This is a genomic window from Vibrio sp. TRT 21S02, from assembly GCF_050113675.1.
In the GTDB taxonomy this organism is placed as follows: domain Bacteria; phylum Pseudomonadota; class Gammaproteobacteria; order Enterobacterales; family Vibrionaceae; genus Vibrio.
Genome location: NZ_JBNJOI010000029.1, coordinates 1 through 19,690 on the forward strand (window position 1 = coordinate 1; position 19,690 = coordinate 19,690).

General features: G+C 43.6%; 18 protein-coding genes and 1 tRNA gene. 18 read left to right on the forward strand and 1 reads right to left on the reverse strand.

Going from position 1 to position 19,690, the window contains the following annotated elements; genetic code table 11:
* Positions 1–464: 464 nt before the first annotated feature.
* From ACQEXU_RS20775 to luxS, 9 genes are all read left to right on the forward strand, one after another.
* Positions 465–722, forward strand: a complete 258-nt coding sequence (locus ACQEXU_RS20775; protein WP_427012156.1) for an oxaloacetate decarboxylase subunit gamma — start codon at positions 465–467, stop codon at positions 720–722.
* A gap of 33 nt (positions 723–755) precedes the next feature.
* Entirely contained in the window at positions 756–2,531 is a 1,776-nt protein-coding gene (gene oadA / locus ACQEXU_RS20780; RefSeq protein ID WP_427012157.1) for a sodium-extruding oxaloacetate decarboxylase subunit alpha, read from the forward strand.
* 9 nt (positions 2,532–2,540) lie between these two features.
* Positions 2,541–3,839: a sodium ion-translocating decarboxylase subunit beta gene (locus ACQEXU_RS20785; protein WP_367988125.1), complete on the forward strand. Its 1,299-nt coding sequence runs from the start codon at positions 2,541–2,543 to the stop codon at positions 3,837–3,839.
* A gap of 96 nt (positions 3,840–3,935) precedes the next feature.
* A complete protein-coding gene (locus ACQEXU_RS20790) occupies positions 3,936–4,886 on the forward strand; it encodes an NADP-dependent oxidoreductase (RefSeq protein WP_427012158.1) in 951 nt (316 codons plus the stop codon).
* Positions 4,880–5,341, forward strand: coding sequence for a YqaA family protein (locus ACQEXU_RS20795; protein ID WP_367988127.1), 462 nt, complete (start codon positions 4,880–4,882; stop codon positions 5,339–5,341). The genes ACQEXU_RS20790 and ACQEXU_RS20795 overlap by 7 nt, the downstream gene beginning before the upstream one ends.
* 9 nt (positions 5,342–5,350) lie before the next feature.
* Positions 5,351–8,209: a M16 family metallopeptidase gene (locus tag ACQEXU_RS20800; protein WP_427012159.1), complete on the forward strand. Its 2,859-nt coding sequence runs from the start codon at positions 5,351–5,353 to the stop codon at positions 8,207–8,209.
* 106 nt (positions 8,210–8,315) lie between these two features.
* Entirely contained in the window at positions 8,316–9,884 is a 1,569-nt protein-coding gene (gshA, locus tag ACQEXU_RS20805) for a glutamate--cysteine ligase (RefSeq protein ID WP_427012167.1), read from the forward strand.
* Between the two features lie 7 nt (positions 9,885–9,891).
* Entirely contained in the window at positions 9,892–10,497 is a 606-nt protein-coding gene (locus tag ACQEXU_RS20810; RefSeq protein ID WP_367988130.1) for a hypothetical protein, read from the forward strand.
* A gap of 17 nt (positions 10,498–10,514) precedes the next feature.
* Positions 10,515–11,033, forward strand: coding sequence for an S-ribosylhomocysteine lyase (luxS, locus tag ACQEXU_RS20815; RefSeq protein WP_427012160.1), 519 nt, complete (start codon positions 10,515–10,517; stop codon positions 11,031–11,033).
* Positions 11,034–11,076: 43 nt separating this feature from the next.
* Here the strand turns inward: luxS and ACQEXU_RS20820 are convergent, their stop codons facing one another.
* A complete protein-coding gene (locus ACQEXU_RS20820) occupies positions 11,077–11,553 on the reverse strand; it encodes an RDD family protein (RefSeq protein ID WP_367988132.1) in 477 nt (158 codons plus the stop codon).
* A gap of 191 nt (positions 11,554–11,744) precedes the next feature.
* On the opposite strand from ACQEXU_RS20820, the gene ACQEXU_RS20825 reads away from it, so the two are divergent.
* From ACQEXU_RS20825 to ACQEXU_RS20865, 9 genes are all read left to right on the forward strand, one after another.
* Positions 11,745–11,829: transfer RNA gene (locus ACQEXU_RS20825), tRNA-Leu, on the forward strand.
* Positions 11,830–12,273: 444 nt separating this feature from the next.
* On the forward strand, positions 12,274–12,576 hold the full coding sequence (locus ACQEXU_RS20830) for a PTS sugar transporter subunit IIB (RefSeq protein WP_427012161.1): 303 nt from the start codon (positions 12,274–12,276) through the stop codon (positions 12,574–12,576).
* Between the two features lie 89 nt (positions 12,577–12,665).
* On the forward strand, positions 12,666–13,988 hold the full coding sequence (locus tag ACQEXU_RS20835; protein ID WP_427012162.1) for a PTS sugar transporter subunit IIC: 1,323 nt from the start codon (positions 12,666–12,668) through the stop codon (positions 13,986–13,988).
* A gap of 32 nt (positions 13,989–14,020) precedes the next feature.
* Positions 14,021–14,329 carry a PTS lactose/cellobiose transporter subunit IIA gene (locus ACQEXU_RS20840; protein ID WP_427012163.1) on the forward strand — a complete coding sequence of 103 codons (309 nt, stop codon included), beginning with the start codon at positions 14,021–14,023 and terminating at the stop codon, positions 14,327–14,329.
* Positions 14,330–14,335: 6 nt separating this feature from the next.
* The gene (locus ACQEXU_RS20845; RefSeq protein WP_427012164.1) at positions 14,336–15,661 is read left to right on the forward strand and encodes a 6-phospho-beta-glucosidase; all 1,326 of its coding nucleotides are present in this window, start codon (positions 14,336–14,338) and stop codon (positions 15,659–15,661) included.
* 24 nt (positions 15,662–15,685) lie between these two features.
* Complete coding sequence (chbG, locus tag ACQEXU_RS20850; RefSeq protein WP_427012165.1) at positions 15,686–16,414, forward strand: chitin disaccharide deacetylase; 729 nt, start codon at positions 15,686–15,688, stop codon at positions 16,412–16,414.
* A gap of 115 nt (positions 16,415–16,529) precedes the next feature.
* Entirely contained in the window at positions 16,530–17,531 is a 1,002-nt protein-coding gene (locus tag ACQEXU_RS20855; protein ID WP_427012166.1) for a LacI family DNA-binding transcriptional regulator, read from the forward strand.
* A 79-nt stretch (positions 17,532–17,610) separates the two neighbouring features.
* Entirely contained in the window at positions 17,611–18,012 is a 402-nt protein-coding gene (locus ACQEXU_RS20860) for a VOC family protein (RefSeq protein ID WP_367988139.1), read from the forward strand.
* A gap of 130 nt (positions 18,013–18,142) precedes the next feature.
* Positions 18,143–19,405, forward strand: a complete 1,263-nt coding sequence (locus ACQEXU_RS20865) for an HD-GYP domain-containing protein (RefSeq protein WP_367988140.1) — start codon at positions 18,143–18,145, stop codon at positions 19,403–19,405.
* Positions 19,406–19,690 lie beyond the last annotated feature (285 nt).

A 19,690-nucleotide genomic window follows, 5' to 3' on the forward strand; every position in this document is an offset into this window, starting at 1 on the left:
CGCTCGTAGCTCAGCTGGATAGAGTACCTGGCTACGAACCAGGCGGTCGGAGGTTCGAATCCTCCCGAGCGCGCCATCTATATAAAGCCTCGCAATTTTGCGAGGCTTTTTTATTAACATCTATTTATCATTTTGTTTACTTTGAAATTACAATTCATTGTTTAATAAAGTAAATTCTAAGAAATATTAAGCCTCTCGCAACAATCCCTTCATAGTTAGACTAACGTCGAAAAACACTCAGTTATTTGTACTTAAAATCATTCATATTTCAGAGTTATGTGATTTGTGTGACGAATATTTCCTTAAAAGTGTGCAATTTTATCAAGACTGCTTTAAACAAAATTGACAAAGTTTAACCAATCGAGATAATCCTAGACCACTTGTCGGGATCAATCTGCTGAATTCCTGTACACAGTGGTTCCCTTACTAGGGTGTTGTCAGGATGACAAAGAAAGGAAGCAAAAATGGAAAATATTGGAAGCCTGCTAGTAGATGCAGCCGCCATGATGTTCACCGGAATGGCTGTTGTGTTTATTTTCCTAACTATTCTCGTCTATCTCGTTCGGTTGATGTCGAAGCTGGTACCAGAAGAAGTACCAGAACCGATCGTTGCCCCAAATCACAATAACAAAGTTCAAACTAAATCTTCTGCTGTTAGCCCGAAGGTAGTTGCGGCTATTTCCGCAGCGGTGCATCAATATCGTACCTCTACCGCTAAATAGCATTTGAAAAAGGATTAAAAGGAGTTAATGAGCATGTCTAAACCACTAGCTTTAACGGATGTGGTCCTTCGTGATGCCCATCAATCACTGTTTGCCACTCGTATGCGAATTGAAGATATGTTACCGATCGCTGCAGAGTTAGATAAGGTCGGTTATTGGTCGCTAGAAACCTGGGGCGGCGCGACGTTTGATGCCTGTATTCGATTCTTGGGAGAAGACCCTTGGGAGCGTTTGCGTGAGCTTAAAAAAGCGATGCCAAATACTCCAATGCAAATGCTGCTGCGTGGCCAAAACTTACTTGGATATCGTCACTATGCTGATGATGTTGTCGAAAAGTTTGTTGAGCGTGCGCATGCGAATGGTATGGACGTATTCCGTATTTTTGATGCAATGAATGACGTTCGTAACTTCCAAAAAGCAGTGAAAGCTGCCGTTGACGTCGGTGCACATGCTCAAGGGACGCTGTCATATACAACGAGCCCGGTTCATAACGCTGATACTTGGGTTGATTTAGCAAAGCGTCTTGAAGATCTTGGTTGTCACTCATTATGTATTAAAGACATGTCAGGGCTGCTTAAACCTTATGAAGCAGAAGAGCTGATCACTCGTATTAAGGCATCATGTGATGTTCCGCTTGCACTTCACTGTCACGCGACAACTGGATTGTCGACAGCGACGGCAGTCAAAGCTGTGGAAGCTGGAATTGATATCCTTGATACGGCTATTTCTTCGATGAGTTGTACTTACGGGCACACACCAACCGAAACGGTAGTCGCTATGTTGCAGGGTACAGAGCGAGACACCAACCTTAAATTGGATCAATTAGAACCAATTGCTGCTTATTTCCGTGAAGTTCGTAAAAAGTACGCGAAATTTGAAGGGCAACTGAAAGGTGTCGATTCGCGTATTCTTATTGCTCAAGTTCCCGGTGGTATGCTGACAAATATGGAAGGGCAGCTAAAAGAGCAAGGTGCCGCCGACCGTCTTGATGAAGTGCTGGAAGAGATCCCTCGCGTCCGCAAAGATCTTGGTTATATTCCTCTCGTGACACCCACGTCACAAATTGTTGGTACTCAAGCAGTGATCAATGTACTGACCGGTGAGCGCTATAAGAGTATTACCAAAGAAACCGCTGGCGTATTGAAAGGTGAGTATGGCGCTGCGCCTGCAGAAGTTAATGCAGAACTACAAGCGAAAGTTCTTGATGGTGGGGAAGCCATCACTTGTCGTCCGGCTGATCTTTTGCAAGATGAATTAGATAACCTAACCACCGAGCTGCTTGAAAAAGCAAAAGCGGAAAGCATTTCTTTGGCTGAAGAAACGGTTGATGATGTTCTAACTTACGCTTTGTTCCCTCAAGTAGGGCTTAAATTCCTGAAAAATCGCCATAACCCAGAGGCGTTTGAACCTGCACCAGGCAAGGAAGAACCTGTAGCTCCTGCCGTCCAGGTTGCTGAGGGCGGAATTGAAACCTACAGCGTTAAAGTAGATGGGCAGGTTTATGATGTTGAAGTGGGACCTCAAGGACAGTTAACGTCTGTTTCCCCTGCAACAAAATCCACAGAACAAGTACCAGCGCCTGCTCCAAGTGGTAACAGTGAAACTGTACCGGCTCCTCTTGCTGGCAATATCTTTAAGGTCAATGTAGCGAGTGGTGTGGAAGTTGCTGAAGGGGATGTCCTACTGATTCTTGAAGCGATGAAGATGGAGACAGAAGTTCGCGCGGCGCGTGGTGGTATTGTTCAGGATCTTCATGTGAAAGAAGGGGATTCTGTCACAGTCGGTTCGCCACTTCTGAGCTTGGCATAAGGGAGTAGCATGGACGGATTATTAACTCTATGGTCGGAGACTGGTCTTGCCAACTTTGAGCTTGGTCAACTGTGTATGATCTTCGTTGGTTGTGTACTATTGTTCCTTGCGATTCGTAAAGGCTTTGAACCCTTATTACTACTGCCTATTGGTTTCGGGGCTATTTTGGCAAATATCCCAGTGGTCGGGCTTGCGAACAGTGCAGTACTTAACGCTATCTATTCTGGTGACGTTAAGCTACTGACAGAGTTTGCTTCGATCCTTGGTGCTTCTGATATATCTGCCGACGTACTCAGAGTTGCTTATAAGGCTGCCGAGCAGGAGCAGCTTGTATTGCTAGAGCAACTTGCTCACAGTGCCAAGTTCACGGATGGTACGTTATACACGTTTTATAACGTTGCCGTTGCTTCTGGTGTAGCGCCACTTCTGATCTTTCTAGGAGTTGGGGCGATGACAGACTTTGGTGCTCTCATCGCGAACCCTAAAACCTTATGGTTAGGTGCTGCAGCGCAATTTGGTATTTTTGCTACCCTGTTTGGTGCCATTCTGTTGAACTACATTCCTGGTATGGAATTTAGTATGCCCGACGCTGCATCGATTGCGATCATTGGTGGTGCAGATGGACCGACAGCTATTTTCTTAGCAAGCAAGCTTTCGCCGGACTTATTGGGTGCGATTGCAGTTGCGGCGTATAGTTATATGGCTCTTGTGCCAATTATCCAGCCACCAATCATGAAAGCGCTGACCTCTCCTGAAGAGCGTAAGATCCAAATGGCTCAATTGCGCCATGTAGGGAAAATGGAAAAAGTGCTCTTTCCTCTCGCAGTACTAATGATGGCTATTCTTTTCCTACCATCGGCTACGCCGCTCGTTGGTATGTTCTGCCTTGGCAACTTAATGCGAGAAGCTGGTGTTGTTGATCGCCTTTCAAAGACGGCCCAAAATGAGCTGATTAATATCGTCACGATTTTCCTTGGCTTGAGTGTTGGTTCAAAACTGCAAGCAGCAGAATTCTTGAACATAGAAACTCTTGGTATTTTGGCCCTCGGAGCTGTTGCCTTTAGTATTGGTACTGCTGGCGGTGTATTGATGGCCAAGTTGCTTAATAAGTTTTCTAAAGAAGACATTAACCCACTGATTGGTGCAGCAGGAGTGTCTGCAGTACCAATGGCAGCTCGTGTGGTCAACAAAGTTGGCCTTGAAGCAAACCCTCAAAACTTCTTATTGATGCATGCGATGGGGCCAAACGTTGCCGGGGTATTAGGGTCGGCAGTCGCGGCAGGTATTTTGCTTGCTTTGGTTGGTTAATCTGCGAACAAGTAATTAACTTTAAACCAAGAAATGGTATATATTCAAAGGGATGCTTCATGCATCCCTTTTTACATGAACAGGGAAATACTCATAATGGAAAACAAACAAATCGCAATAACACAGTTTGGCAATGCTGATGTTTTGGCTATTCAGTCTTCCCCAATCCCCGAGCCTAAAGCTGGTGAAGTATTGGTGAAAGTTGCTTTTTCAGGCGTTAATCCTATTGATGTAAAAACACGAGCTGGCTTAGGTTGGGCCGCGTCACAAAATAAAGATAAGCTTCCATGGGTCCCTGGCTATGATATTGCGGGGGAAGTGATCGCAACAGGTGAGAATGTGGCGAAGTTTCAAGTGGGTGAATGTGTCGCTGGCTTTGTCGGCTTTCCACTGCAAGGGGGTGGGTATAGTCAATATGTTTGTGTCGCAGAAGCTGAACTGAGCCTTGTCCCTGATTCCGTCACGCTTGAGGCCGCAGCGGTATTACCGCTCGCTGGACAAACTGCTGTACAGGCTCTGGATAAGGCTGCAGTTAAAGAAGGTGAACGAGTGCTTATCTTAGCAGGTGCTGGTGGTGTTGGACACATTGCCGTTCAAGTTGCCGTTGCTGCAAAAGCAGAAGTCTTTACAACGTGTAGTGAAAGCAATTTAGACTACATGGCAACCTTAGGTGCTCATGCTGTTAACTATCAATTTGCCCCTGTGTCGGAGCGTGTAGAAGATGCGGATGTGCTAATTGATCTAGTTGGGGGGGATGCCGCATTAGATGCCTTGAAATGTCTTAAAGATAACGCAAGAGTTGTCACCGTTCCGACGTTAACTGCAGAATTGATTTGTGAAAAAGCAAAGCTACTGGGTTTTGAAGCGACAGGCATGCTCGTTGATCCAAGTCCTGAGCAACTAGATACCATGCTTTATATGGTGAGCGTGGGGATCTTAAAAGCGGAAATCCAACAGGTTTATCCAATGAAAGATGTTTCACTCGCTCACCAGCAAATAGAAACAGGGCATACGCGAGGCAAGATCTTGCTTGATATGCAATGTTAGAGGCATTTAATGCCGCCTTCCAAACCGTTGCTCTATGGTTTTCTGACTCAGCTCTCTGGGTCTTATTTTTGACTGGCTTTCTCAGCGCTACCTTATTACCGGGTGGTTCTGAGGCCGGACTGATTGCGACGCTCAATCTTAATCAATACAGCACACTCGATATTATCTTGATGGCAACTTTGGGCAATACCTTAGGAGGGATGACCAACTATTGGTTAGGACTTTGGTTGCCAAATCGAACTCAAGATGAAAAACACGGTCATAAAGCAATGCAATGGTTAAGTCAGTATGGTTACTGGACGTTGTTTTTCAGTTGGTTACCCATTATTGGTGACCCACTATGCCTAGCGGCGGGATGGCTTCGAATGCGTTTCTGGCCCTGTTTACTTTTCGTTTTGGTAGGCAAAGCCTTCCGCTATAGTTTGCTTGCAGCAATGTTTTTTGGTTTTTTCTAAGGAGATGTCATGAGATACATCTGGTTAGGTGCGTTTTCTGTTTTCGCCCTATATGGTTGCTCCGCCACTTCAACACCATCGGTGCCTTTTTTTTCCTCCCTACCGGATGGTGTCACTTTAATTGAGGATGTAAAAGCCCTACCTGGTAAAGCCTCCATTCCTTATTCAAAGTATCGTTTAGATAATGGCTTAACGGTGATTTTGTCTCCGGATAACTCTGATCCTTTAGTGCATGTAGATGTGACCTATCACGTGGGCTCTGCCCGCGAAGAAATTGGCAAGTCAGGCTTTGCTCATTTCTTCGAGCATATGATGTTCCAAGGCAGTGAGAACGTGGGTGACCAAGAACATTTTCGACTCATCACTGAAGCGGGAGGGACGTTAAATGGCACAACGAATCGTGATCGTACCAATTATTTTGAAACCGTGCCCTCAAACCAATTAGAAAAAATGTTATGGCTCGAATCCGATCGGATGGGCTTTTTGCTCGATGCGGTATCGCAGAAAAAATTCGAAATACAACGTGATACGGTCAAGAATGAGCGTGCTCAAAATTATGATAATCGCCCGTATGGGTTGATGTGGGAAAAGATGGGAGAGGCGCTGTATCCTGAAGGTCATCCTTATTCATGGCAGACGATTGGTTATGTAGAAGATCTTGATCGTGTCGATGTTAATGACCTAAAAGCGTTCTTCCTCCGTTGGTACGGGCCCAACAATGCTGTGCTGACTATTGGCGGTAATATCGATGTTGATCAAACCTTAGAGTGGATCAATAAATACTTTGGTTCTATTCCTGAAGGGCCAAAAGTAGAGAAAGCGCCAAAACAACCAACGACATTGAAACAAGATCGATATGTGACGCTAGAAGATCGAATTCAGCAGCCGATGGTGCTGCTGGGGTGGCCGACGAAGTATAACGGCCATGACAGCCAAGCGACACTGAACGCATTAGCCAATGTGCTGGGTAATGGGGCAAACAGCCTGCTTTATCAAAAACTGGTGAAAACACAGAAAGCGGTGGACGCAGGTGCATTTCAAGATTGTGCTGAACTCTCTTGTACTTTCTACGTTTATGCCATGGGGCCATCAGGAGAAAAAGGCAAACTTGCGCCTTTGTATCAAGAGCTGATGCAAACGCTGAATGACTTCGAAAAAACAGGGGTAGATAAAGAACGCCTTGAGCAGATCACGGGTAGCGCCGAAGCCAATGCCGTATTTGCTTTGCAAAGTGTCCGCGGCAAAGTTAGTCAATTAGCTTCGAATCAGACGTTCTTTGATCAACCTGATCGCCTTCAAACGCAGCTTGAGCAGATCCGAGCAGTGACGCCTGAATCGGTAATGCAAGCGTATGAGCAATATGTGAACGGTCACCCTAAAGTCACATTAAGTGTGGTCCCGAAAGGCAAGAAAGATTATGCCGTGAAGCCAGCGGATTATGTCACGCTGCCCCGCGACTTACCTCAGTACCAAAAGATCAGTGATGATCAGCTTGCCTATCGACGAGCAGACGATGACTTTGATCGCTCTGTCATGCCAGAGGTGGCTGACGGCGTTAAGGCTCATATGCCCAAGCTCTATAACATTTATTTTGATAACGGTGCTGAATTACTAGGTACGGTTTCAAATGAAACGCCGACTGTTCAGCTAGAGATCCGTTTCCCCGCAGGTGAGCGCTATGTCGCGAAAGGCAAAGAGGGGCTCGCTAATTTAACCGCTTCTCTGATGCAAGAAGGAACGACAAAACATAGCCTCGAGCAGTTGACCGCTGAATTAGACAAATTAGGCAGTTCTGTTTCTGTGAATGCAGGAAGCTATACCACAAGTATCTCAGTATCGACGTTAGAGAAAAACCTGAAACCGACTTTAGATATCGTGGAAGAAGTGTTGTTTAATCCTGCCTTTAACCAAGCTGATTTTGATCGCGTGAAAAAGCAGATGTTGGAAGGCGTTGTCTATCAGCATCAAAAACCAACTTGGATGGCATCGCAGGCAACACGTGAAGTCTTATTTGGTGATGCCGTTTTTGCTCGCTCGAGTGATGGTTCTATGGCGTCAATCCAAGGGCTCACTTTAGCGGATGTGAAAGCTTTTTATCAACAGCACTATACTCCGCAGGGGGCGCAGATTGTAGTTGTTGGAGATATCTCCAAGAGTGATATTAAAAAGCAGCTGGCGTTTATTGATAACTGGAAAGGAGAAGCTGCTCCATTGCTTCGCCCTCAAATTGTTAAACCGTTGCAAGGGCAGACGATCTTTTTAGTCGATAAACCCAATGCACCACAGAGTGTCGTTCGAATGGTACGTCAAGGTTTACCTTTTGATGCAATCGGAGAGACTTACCTTAGCCAACTTGCGAATTTTAATTTAGCTGGGAACTTCAACAGCCGCTTAAACCAAAATCTACGTGAGGATAAAGGCTACACCTATGGGGCCAGTGGTTATCTGGCGGCAAACCGAGAAGTTGGTGCCATTGTGTTTAATGCCCAGGTGAGAGCCGATGCAACCATTCCATCAATTAAAGAGATGCGTAAAGAACTTGAAGCATATAGCCAATCGGGTATGAATGACGAAGAGATGAAATTTTTACGCCTTGCTGTCGGTCAACAAGATGCGCTTAAGTATGAAACACCTTCGCAAAAGGCTCTATTGTTAAGTTCTATCCTGACCTATAACTTGGATGAAGATTATCTTAAGCAGCGTAATGAGATTGTAGACACGGTGAGTCGAAACACTCTAAATGTATTAGCTAAGAAATGGTTTAACCCCAATGACTACCAAATTATTGTGGTAGGGGATGCGAAAACGTTAAAGCCGCAATTAGAAAAGTTGCAGATTCCCGTAGAAGAGCTTGAAATCATCCGTTAGAGTACACATAAATTAGAGCAAAAGCAGAAGGTGCTTGTTCACCTTCTGCGATTATAAGCCAGTAAGAAGCGCGTTGCTTCTTACCCCAGATATAGGCGACCGCATTTTGACTGATTTTGCTGCGCGACTTGAGCGAGTTGCACGTAATCCGGAAATATTCAAACAGTTTGGCCGTGGTGTTGAGCGTGAAACATTGCGCTATCACCAAGATGGCTACCTAGCACAAACACCGCACCCTAAGGAGCTAGGTTCGGCGTATTCAAATCAATGGATTACAACGGATTTTTCTGAATCGCTGCTGGAGTTTATTACGCCAGTATCAAACGACATTGATGAACTTCTTTCACAGTTAGAGGACATCCACCATTTTACTCAAACCAAATTGGGTGAAGAAAAAATGTGGCCTCTTTCTATGCCTTGTTTTGTTGGAAGTGAAGACGAAATCAATCTAGCGCAATATGGAAGCTCCAACTCAGGTCGAATGAAAACCTTGTATCGTGAAGGGCTTAAACGCCGCTACGGTAGCTTGATGCAAATCATTTCCGGGGTGCACTTTAACTTCTCTTTTCCTGAAAGCTTTTGGGATGGCTTATTAGGAGAGCAAGGCGAAGCTGAACGGGCAGAAGCCAAATCGACGGCATACTTCGCATTGATCCGCAATTACTACCGTTTTGGTTGGTTGATCCCGTATTTCTTTGGTGCTTCTCCAGCACTTTGCTCTTCCTTTATCCAAGGTCGAGATACAAAACTGCCTTTTGAAAGTGTTGGAAAAACACTCTACCTGCCAAAAGCCACGGCTTTAAGATTGAGCGACCTTGGTTACACCAATAGTGCACAAAGTGTTTTGAAGATTGGTTTCAATAGCCTTGAACAGTATTTGGATGGGCTCAATAAAGCCATCCGCACACCATCCGAAGAGTTTGCTGAAATTGGTGTGAAAGTTGACGGTGAATATCGTCAACTGAATAGCAATGTCTTGCAGATTGAAAATGAACTTTATGCGCCTATTCGTCCTAAACGCGTAGCCAAGAGTGGTGAGAAGCCTTCAGATGCGCTCGCAAGAGGTGGCGTTGAATACATAGAGGTTCGTTCTCTTGATGTGAACCCATATAGTGCTGTGGGCATCAGTGATGAACAAATTCGCTTCTTAGATCTATTTTTAACATGGGCCGCTTTGTCAGACTCAGAGCCAATGGACGATTGTGAACTTGAGTGTTGGCGACAAAACTGGAATAAAGTCATTGTTGAAGGACGTAAGCCCGGCCTTGAACTTCAGATTGGTTGTAAAGGCGAAGTTCTCACACTTCAAGCATGGGCAAAACGCGTATTTGTTGAGTTGACGCAAGTTGCTGAGCAAATGGATAAGGCGAATGGCGGTTCGGCTTACCAGAGTGTTTGCTATAAATTGTTAGAGTGGATTGATAACCCTGAGCTGACGATTTCAGGGCAACTTCTTGAAGACACTAAAAAGCTAGGCGGTTTAGGTAAAGTGGGGTGTGCGTTTGGCAAAGAGTATCGTCAGAAGCATCTCGCTCACCAATACAAAACTTACTCTCAAGCTGAAATGGAACAAGAAGTTGAACGCTCTGTTACTGCACAACAAGCGGTTGAACAAGCAGATACACAAGGCTTTGATGAGTTTTTACAAGACTACTTCGCTTATTTAAAAGAGTAACCACTGCGTGAAAGCTGCCCAAACCCTTTCAGTACTATTTGGTGTCGCCATCTTAGCGGGATGTGCGACAGCCCCCCCTAAAAAGCAGTCTAATATTTGTGAGATATTCCGTGAAAAGCCGGGATGGTATGACGATGCACTAGACATGAAAAAAGAGTGGGGGACACCTATTCATGTAGCAATGGCTTTCATAAAGCAAGAAAGCAGCTTTAAGCATGACGCTCGTCCTCCTAGAGATTATCTACTGGGCTTTATCCCGTGGGGGCGAGTCAGCAGTGCGTATGGTTATGCACAAGCACAAGACCCTGCTTGGGAAGATTTCCAAAAAGCGACACGACATGGTGGTTCACGAACAAGTTTTGATGATTCCATCATGTTTGTCGGTTGGTATACCAGTGAAACTCAGAGGCAACTTGGGGTTTCAAAGTGGGACCCATACAATCAATACCTCGCCTATCATGAAGGAAGAGGTGGCTTTAAGCGCAAAACGTACAACTCGAAACCATCACTATTGCGAGTAGCGCGCAAAGTTGAGCAGCAGGCAAAAGATTATGGTTGGCAGTTGAAGCAATGCCAACAAGAATTGGAAGATAACAGAAGCTGGTTCTTTTAATCAGTAGGAGAAGGATAATGCCATTACTTGATAGTTTTACCGTTGACCACACACGAATGAATGCACCCGCAGTTCGTGTAGCAAAGACCATGACCACGCCAAAAGGCGATACCATAACGGTATTTGATTTACGTTTTACTCAGCCAAATAAAGACATCCTTTCTGAAAAAGGCATTCATACGCTTGAGCACCTTTATGCTGGCTTTATGCGTAATCACTTAAATGGGGACTCAGTAGAGATCATCGATATTTCGCCTATGGGGTGTCGTACTGGGTTCTACATGAGTTTGATTGGTACGCCTTCAGAGCAAAAGGTTGCTGAAGCGTGGCTTGCGGCAATGCAAGACGTACTGAAAGTTGAAACTCAGAACAAGATCCCTGAATTGAATGAGTATCAGTGCGGTACAGCAGCAATGCACTCATTAGAAGAAGCGAAAGCGATTGCAACGGCCATTATTGATGCCGGCATTTTAGTGAATAAAAATGACGAGCTGGCACTGCCGGAGTCAATGCTAAAAGAGCTGCGTGTAGACTGAGTTTCTAACGGTTAATAAAAAAGGAAGGCTTAGCCTTCCTTTTTTATTGCGCCTTAGGTAAAACCACGACCTGAGTTTTTGCCCATATGTCATGAAATCCCCGTTTTTGAGGATCAAAAGGTACGGTTAAGTTGGCCAAGCCAAACCCTGATGTTGCAATGCGAATCATAGCTTGAGTAACACTTATTGGGGTGCCATCGACATTTCGTATCTGAAGCTTCCAAGCTCGCATTCCTAATGTTTGGCCAGCTCGAGTCCAGAAAAAAACAAAGAAATAAATCCAAACGGCGGCTAGGTAGAAAGTATAGATTGGGCTCCATATTGGATGGTTAGTTAAGAAGTCACTGACATCTTCATAAGGTGCGGCAGTGAATAAGCCCATAGCGATAAGTGCATGCAACAGAGCAATAACCAGCCCTGCGGCCATCATTTCAATGGCGATAATGATCAGGCCATCATAGAAAAGAGCCCCTAAACGACGAAATAAGCCTGCTGGTGGAAGTGAGTGAGTATTAGACATAAAACTGCTTACCTAAATCAAGATGAGCGTCAGGATATAGGCTGGATCCAGTTCTGAAAAGAGAGCTAACGCACAGTGTCTCAATTTGTGGCGAAATTATCAGCAAACAATTGGCTTTTAAAGCTTTTATGGTTGCACGCCGTCGCTTCTTACGTATAATGCCAATCATCAAAGGGCAACAGCCCAAAGATGCCGGTGTGGTGAAATTGGTATACACGACGGATTCAAAATCCGTTGCCTTCGGGCGTGGCGGTTCAAGTCCGCCCACCGGTACCATATTTAAACAACAAAGCCTCGACGAAAGTCGGGGCTTTGTTGTATCTGGCACTTACTCATTCTCAGGTATGGTTTCCACATTGTTGTCATATGATAATGGATAAAGAGGAAAGCATTTTTATAAATCAATATACTTGCGTTCGACTTCCTTTTTGCTTTCTTCATAAAAATGATTTCAAATTATTTTTCACTTTAAATACTGACTTAAATTAATTCAATTAGACTCTCTAATTTATTGGGTTTAATTAAATTTCATTTCAATCTAAATCAATAAAAATGAGATTGGTACTTTCTAATTAAATAACATAAATCGCGAAAAATTTTCAGGATCATTTTGATCAAATTGAGAACTTGTTCACGCACAAAGCAACCGGTTGCGCTTTTGTGCGTTGGTTATATTTGCTACAGTGATGCTAGGTTGATATTTAATCACTGGAGTAGACCATGAAAAAGATTTTACTGTGTTGTAGCGCAGGCATGTCAACGAGCATGCTAGTGCAAAAAATGGAGCAGGCCGCGAGCATTCAAGGGATAGAATGCAAAATAGATGCATTGTCTGTGAGTCAGTTTAATGAAGCTATTAGCGAGTATGATGTTTGTTTGTTGGGACCTCAGGTTCGCTTTCAACTGGAAGAGTTGAAGAAGACTGCTGACGAACATGGGAAGAATATTGCGGCCATCTCTCCTCAAGATTATGGAATGATGAAAGGCGATAAAGTGCTAGAGCAAGCGCTGAACTTAATTTAATAAACTCCATTTTCATTTAATAGGTAATAAACCCCAATATTTAAATATTGGGGATGGGACTTTATTTATCTAAATATAAGGAATTATCCATGAAGCTTTATGATGCGATAATTAATTTTGTTGAAAAACATATTGCGCCATTAGCAACAAAAGTTGGAAACCAACCACATGTAAGAGCGATGCGAGATGGTTTTATCGTTGCCATGCCATTTATTATTGTTGGTAGCTTTATTCTTATTTTTGCCTTTCCGCCTTTTTCAGATGAGACACAGAATAGTTTTGGTCGGGCATGGTTAGATTTTGCCTCTACCCATTTCGACATCATTATGATGCCATTTAACATGTCGATGGGCATCATGACTATTTTCGTTTCACTCGGTGTCGCTTATAGCTTAGCAAAAACCTACAAAATGGATGGAATCACCAGTGCTGCCCTCGCTTTAATGAGTTACTTATTGGTGGCATCCCCTGTGAGTGAAGGGGGCTTACCAACGGCACATTTGGGGGGAACCGGTGTTTTTACTGGGGTAATTTGTGGATTCTTTGCCGTTGAGCTGTATCGATTTATGAAAAAACACAACATTACCATTCGTATGCCAGAACAGGTTCCGCCAGCAATTGCGCGTTCATTTGAAGTGTTACTACCAGTATTGGCCGTCTTCCTTACACTTTATCCACTCAGTGTATTTGTTCAGGCGCAATTTGGAATGCTGATCCCTGAACTTATTTTAGAGGCATTTAAACCTCTCGTCAGTGCTTCGAACTCGTTGGCGGCCATCATCGGTGCACTTGTACTGTGTCAATTGTTGTGGTTCGCAGGCATTCATGGTGCCGCTATTGTTGTTGGCTTAATGTCTCCATTCTTACTCACCAATTTAAGTGCCAATATTGATGCTTTTGTGGCAGGTGAGGCTATTCCGAATGTGTTTACTCAGCCATTTTGGGACTTCTATATTTTCCTTGGTGGTTCTGGGGCGACATTTGCGCTGGTAATTCTTATGGCATTTAGCCGTTCGGTGCATTTAAAAAGTATTGGTCGTATGAGTATCGTCCCCGGTCTTTTCCAAATTAATGAACCGGTGATATTCGGTACGCCGTTAGTATTGAACCCTACTTTATTTATCCCATTCCTATGTGTACCAATCATCAATGCGACTATCGCTTACTTCGCAGTTCATATGGGGCTTGTGGGTATGGGCGTCGCGACAACCCCGTGGACCACACCTGCCATTATTGGCGCGTCGTGGGGCAGTGGGTGGACGTTGGCACCAGTCTTCTTGGTTGTAGCCTTGATCATTCTCGACCTCTTCTTATATCTGCCATTTTTCAAAATGTTTGAAAAAGAAGTCATGGCTGATCAAGAACCTGAAAAAGAAGATAAAGGTACAGAGCCAGAGTTAGCAAAAGCGTAGTTGAATACTGAGTTGTCGTTATGGGAGTGAATATGGAACAAGAAATCGTGGTGATGGAGATCATCTGCAATGCTGGTGAAGCTCGAAGTTTATGCTTTGAAGCGTTGCGTTTGTCGCGTGCAAAACAGTTTGCTCAGGCAGAGGAAAAATTAGCGTCAGCTAAAGAGTGCTTAAATAAAGCACATTTGGTGCAGACGCAATTAATTGAGCAAGATATGGGAGAAGGAAAGGTCCCAATGACATTGGTGATGGTCCACGCTCAAGATCATTTGATGACTACTATTTTGGCGCAGGAGTTAGCAATAGAGATGGTGGCGTTACACAAGCAACTTGCGGGGTGATCTTATATGACCAGTAAATTATTGAAATTAGCTGTTATTGGTGGTGGTAGCAGTTACACACCTGAGTTGGTTGAAGGTGTATTAAAACGACTTGAACGTTTACCAGTAAAAGAAATTCACTTTGTTGATATTGAAGCTGGAGCAGAGAAACTTGCGATCATTGAAGCATTGTCTAAGCGAATGGTCGAGAAAGTGGGTGCTGACATTATCATTAAAGCGTCTTTTGATCGCCGAAAGGCAATTCAAGGGGCTGACTTTGTCATGACTCAGTTTCGTGTTGGTGGGTTAGCTGCGCGAGCGAGTGATGAGCGTATACCACTTCAATATGATGTGATTGGGCAGGAAACAACAGGCCCCGGAGGTTTTGCGAAGGCTTTGCGAACGATTCCGGTTATTCTCGAGATTTGTCGTGATATCGAAGAGCTTGCCCCCAATGCTTGGATGTTAAATTTCACTAACCCGGCTGGGCTGGTGACGGAAGCCGTGAATAAATACACCAAAGTGAAAAGTATCGGTTTGTGTAATGTGCCTGTCTCGATGCAAATGATGATAGCTGAAATGATGCAATGTGCTCCTGAGGAAGTGCAGCTAGAGTTTGCTGGACTAAACCATCTGGTATGGGTGACCAAGGCATGGCTGGGAGGGGAAAATATCACGACACAAGTCTTGGAAAAGGTAGGGGATGGCGCCAATTTCAGCATGAAAAATATCTTTGAAGAACCATGGGATCCCGATTTTCTAAATGCATTGGGCGCAATTCCATGCCCTTATCATCGATACTTTTATCAAACCGATGCCATGTTAGAAGAAGAGAAAGCCTCAGCATTAGAACAAGGAACGCGTGCTGAGCAAGTTATGGAAACTGAAAAAGCATTGTTTGAACTCTATAAAAATGTGGAATTAGATGAGAAACCTCAACAGTTAGAAGAGCGCGGAGGGGCTTATTATTCTGATGCCTCTTTAAATCTGGTTGATGCTATTTACAACAACAAAAACTCAATTCATGTGGTTAATGTGCCAAACAATGGTGCAATTAAAGCGTTGCCAGATGATGTGGTGATTGAGTGCAGTGCTGTTGTGGGGAGTTGGGGAGCAAAACCATTAGCCGTGGGCACGTTATCGCCTCAGATCAATGGGTTGCTTCATCAAGTGAAGTCTTATGAACAATTAGCCGTCGAGGCGGCAGTTCATGGTGATTATGATCAAGCACTTATGGCTCTGGCAAGTAATCCGTTAGTACCAGATATTGGTCGGGCAAAGTCTATTTTGAACGATATTCTTCGCGAAAACGCAGATTACCTTCCCCAGTTTGACACGCGGTTGTTATCGTAAGTTGAGGATAAGGAGTCAGATGTAATGAAAGTGATATTTAACGCCGATGATTTTGGCCTGACAACTGGAGTCAATGAAGGCATTGCCCAAGCTCATCTTCATGGTGTGGTGAATTCCACCACCATGATGGTAGGAATGGGAGCAGAGCAAGACGCGGTTAAGATCGCAACACAGCTTCCTGAGTTAAAGGTTGGCATTCATTTAAGGTTTACATCTGGCTCTCCATTAACAAACGGATCAAGCCTTATTGGCAAAGAAGGTTTTTTTCCACGACAGGCAGAATTTTGGCAAAAACAAGACTTCGATTTAGAGGAAGTTTATCAGGAAGTATCGAGTCAAATTGCGCAATTCAAAAAACTGGGTTTTCAATTAAGCCATATTGATAGCCATCATCATGCGCATACACACCCTCAGTTGTTGCCCGTAATTCGCGAGATTGCCCACCAACTTCAAGTACCGTTGCGAGGTATTGGACTGGACAGTTCAGTATGGCGTTATCACTTTTCTGACTGGTTCTACGATAGCAACCTTTCTATGGCTGGGTTGCTTTCACACCTTAGCCAGTTTAAAAGCACATATGATGTTGTTGAAATCATGTGTCACCCATCAAAAGTGGATGAAGCATTATCTGCACAATCAAGTTATACCCATCAACGAGCGTTAGAGTTAGATATTCTTACTAGCGATGAGTTAAAAGAAGGATTAATTAAGAATGGTATCACGGTCACGGACTATTCCTGCCTAACTTCTTAATCATCCATCGGCTGTGTATGATTTTGAACACTGGCATCGAAATCCCCCTTTCGCCTATTGCGTTGTCAGTGTTCATCTCTTGTTATCGTTAACTCTCCGAGGAATTTGTGGCCTTATGGCAAGAATTAAAGATGTAGCGGCATTAGCGGGCGTGAACCGTTCTACGGTATCGCGGATCATTAATGGTGAAGGAAAATTTCGAGAAGAAACCAAGCGCAAAGTTGAACAAGCGATGGCAGAGCTCAATTATCGCCCAAGCGCTATTGCCCGCTCTCTCGCGACCTCCTCGACAAACATGGTAGGCCTGCTAGTCACGTATTATACGGGGGGGTTCTTTGGGGAGATGATGGAGCAAGTTCAGGCAGAGTTAGATCTTCATAAAAAGTTTTTAATTACCGCACAAGGCCACCATTCTGCAGAAGGAGAGCAAGCGGCCATTCAGCGTTTCCATGATCTTCGTTGTGATGGTTATGTGTTGCACAGCCGGTATTTAAGTGATGACGATTTACGTGACTTGGCTAAGCAATCCACTCCTTTTGTTCTGTTAGACAGACATATTGAGGGGCTTGAAGAGCGCTGCATCACGTTTGACCATCATCAAGCGAGTCAGGTTGCTGTACAGCACCTAATCGATAAACAACACAAAGTGATTGGTTGTATTCATGGCCCACTTGAACGGCACAACAGTTTTCAGCGTCGACTAGGTTACTTAGATTGCATGCATGCTAACGGCTTGTTGTTTGGGAAATCTTTGTGTGAAACCGGAAACTACGGCAAGCAAAGTGGTTATGAAGCAATGGCCAGATTGTTAGAGCGCCATCCAGACATAACCGCCGTTTTTTCTTGCAGTGAAGAAATGACGATGGGAGCGATGCGATACTTGCATGAACAAGGTATCCGCGTACCAGAGCAGATATCCTTGGTGAGCTTTGATAGTGTGGACCTATGTGCGGGGTTATATCCTTCAGTAACCGCTGTTCATTTCCCCATCAGTGAAATGGCTAAGGCGGCAGTTCAAGTATTGGAATCACTATCTAAAGAGCAAGAATCATTGGTTTCCCAGCAGTTTTCAGGTGTATTGATTACTCGTAATGCAGATAGAGTACTTTCTTCTTAAGTGCTTAATTTTTTATCATTTCTTCTGTAAGTTCTCGTATTCTTGGCTATCTTTTATTTATCAATTGAGGAGATAGCCAATGTATCAAGTCACCCCTTATCTGTTCTTTGCAGGTCGCTGTGAAGAAGCGTTAGATTTCTACCAAAGTTGTTTTGGAGGATGTGTCCTTTCCAAGCAATACTTCAAAGATGCACCGCAAGAAATAGAAGGTGCCTCTCCGGATTGGATCATGCATTCTGAGTTCGAAGCATTTGGCTTAAAGCTGATGTTGTCAGATGGCATGGTCGCAAAAGAATTAACGGGGAATAACATCGCGCTGTCCATCGTCATGAATAACGTCGATGAGCAGGCTCGCCTATTTGACCGCCTTGCGACAGAAGGGCATATCATGATGCCTCTAGCGGATACATTTTGGGGGGCTCGTTTTGGCAAGGTAGAAGATAAGTTTGGAATTCGTTGGATGCTTCATTGTGAGTTGTAACAGATAGAAAATCTTTAACTATGATTATTGTTTTATAAAATGTGTTACTAATTCTTTCGTATGGTGAAATTATATTCCCCTTCATTTAATATAATGAGTTGTTTGTACTTTTGAGAGTTGAAGATAAATTGTGGCGAGCATTAAGATCACAGTAGACCGAATCCAGCCAGGGTTGCATATTCGACTGCCAGTAAAATGGAATGAGCACCCCTTTCTATTAAATAGCTTCAAGATAAAAAACGAAGAGCAGATCCAAATGATCCGTCATTTGGGGATTAAGCACGTCTACATGAACCCAGCTCAAAGTGATACTCAACCTTTGCCACCTTCTGAAGTAAAAGACTCTCCAGAAAATGAAACTCAAAATACTACTGCGATTGATGCTGAGGCACAAAAACTCTGGAAAGAAAAACAACAACGAATTGAAAAGTTAAGTGCTTACCGTCGTAGAGTCCTTAACTGTGAAAAAGAGTTTGAACGCTCGCTAGCACAAATGCGCGCAGTGATGAATAAAATTAGAAACCGTCCAGAGCAAGCTGTTGGAGAAGCGCAACAACTGGTTAATAGTATCGTCGATAAGTTACTTAGTGATGATAATGTGACATTACACTTAATGAATGGCAAAAGTGAGTTCGAAGATATCTATTTTCATTCATTAAACGTCGCTGTGATTGCAATGATGATTGCACAAGCGAAGAAATTGCCTGCCGATGAGATCAAATCTGTAGCGTTTGCTTCTTTATTTCATGATATCGGTAAAATAAAAGTTCCTACTGCGATAGTAAGGAAGCAAACCCCCCTAACTGAACCTGAAAAGAACTATCTTAAGCTACATACCAAATATGGGTTGGATATTGCTAATAATATAGAGAGCTTCCCAAAGATAGCAAAGACAGTGATCTCACAACATCATGAGCTAAATGATGGCTCTGGGTATCCAGAAGGGCTTAAAGAAGAGCAAATTGATCCATTGACTCAAATTGTTTCTGTTGCGAATGCTTACGACAATCTTTGCCACCCCTCTAATCCGACTGATGCAAAAATTCCATATGTAGCGCTGTCTTATCTATATAAGAACTGCAAACACCTTTATAGCAATGAAAACCTAAATATCCTGATTAAATTTATGGGGGTATACCCTCCGGGAACCGTTGTTCAGCTTTCCAATGATATGGTTGGTTTAGTTATCTCGGTAAATTCTAAATCGATTCTCTACCCTAATGTATTGATTTATGATCCATCGGTACCTCGAACTCAGGCTCCAATCATCGACTTAGCCGAAAAAGAAATAAAGATAGTTAATGCTATATTACCTCATAAACTCCCAGACAAAGTTCGTGAGTATTTAAACCCTCGTTCTCGTATTTCCTATTTCTTTGATAATGATGAGTAGTTATCCACAGAAAAATGTGGGTAACGTATGGAAAAAGTGAGTGTAAATTGAGGGTAAAATAGTGGCTGTTCGAATAGTGTTCGAACGGCCATTTTTTTGAAATAAATTGCTCTTTTTTACTTGCCAATAAAAAGTAACTCCCTATAATGCGCTTCCACTGACACGGCAGACGCCACAAGGCTTCAGCCAAGGTCATAGAGGTGAAAAACTTCTGAGAAAAGAAATTTGAAAAAGTGTTTGACTCTTCAAATTATCTCGTTAGAATGCACCTCCGCTTTGAGAGAA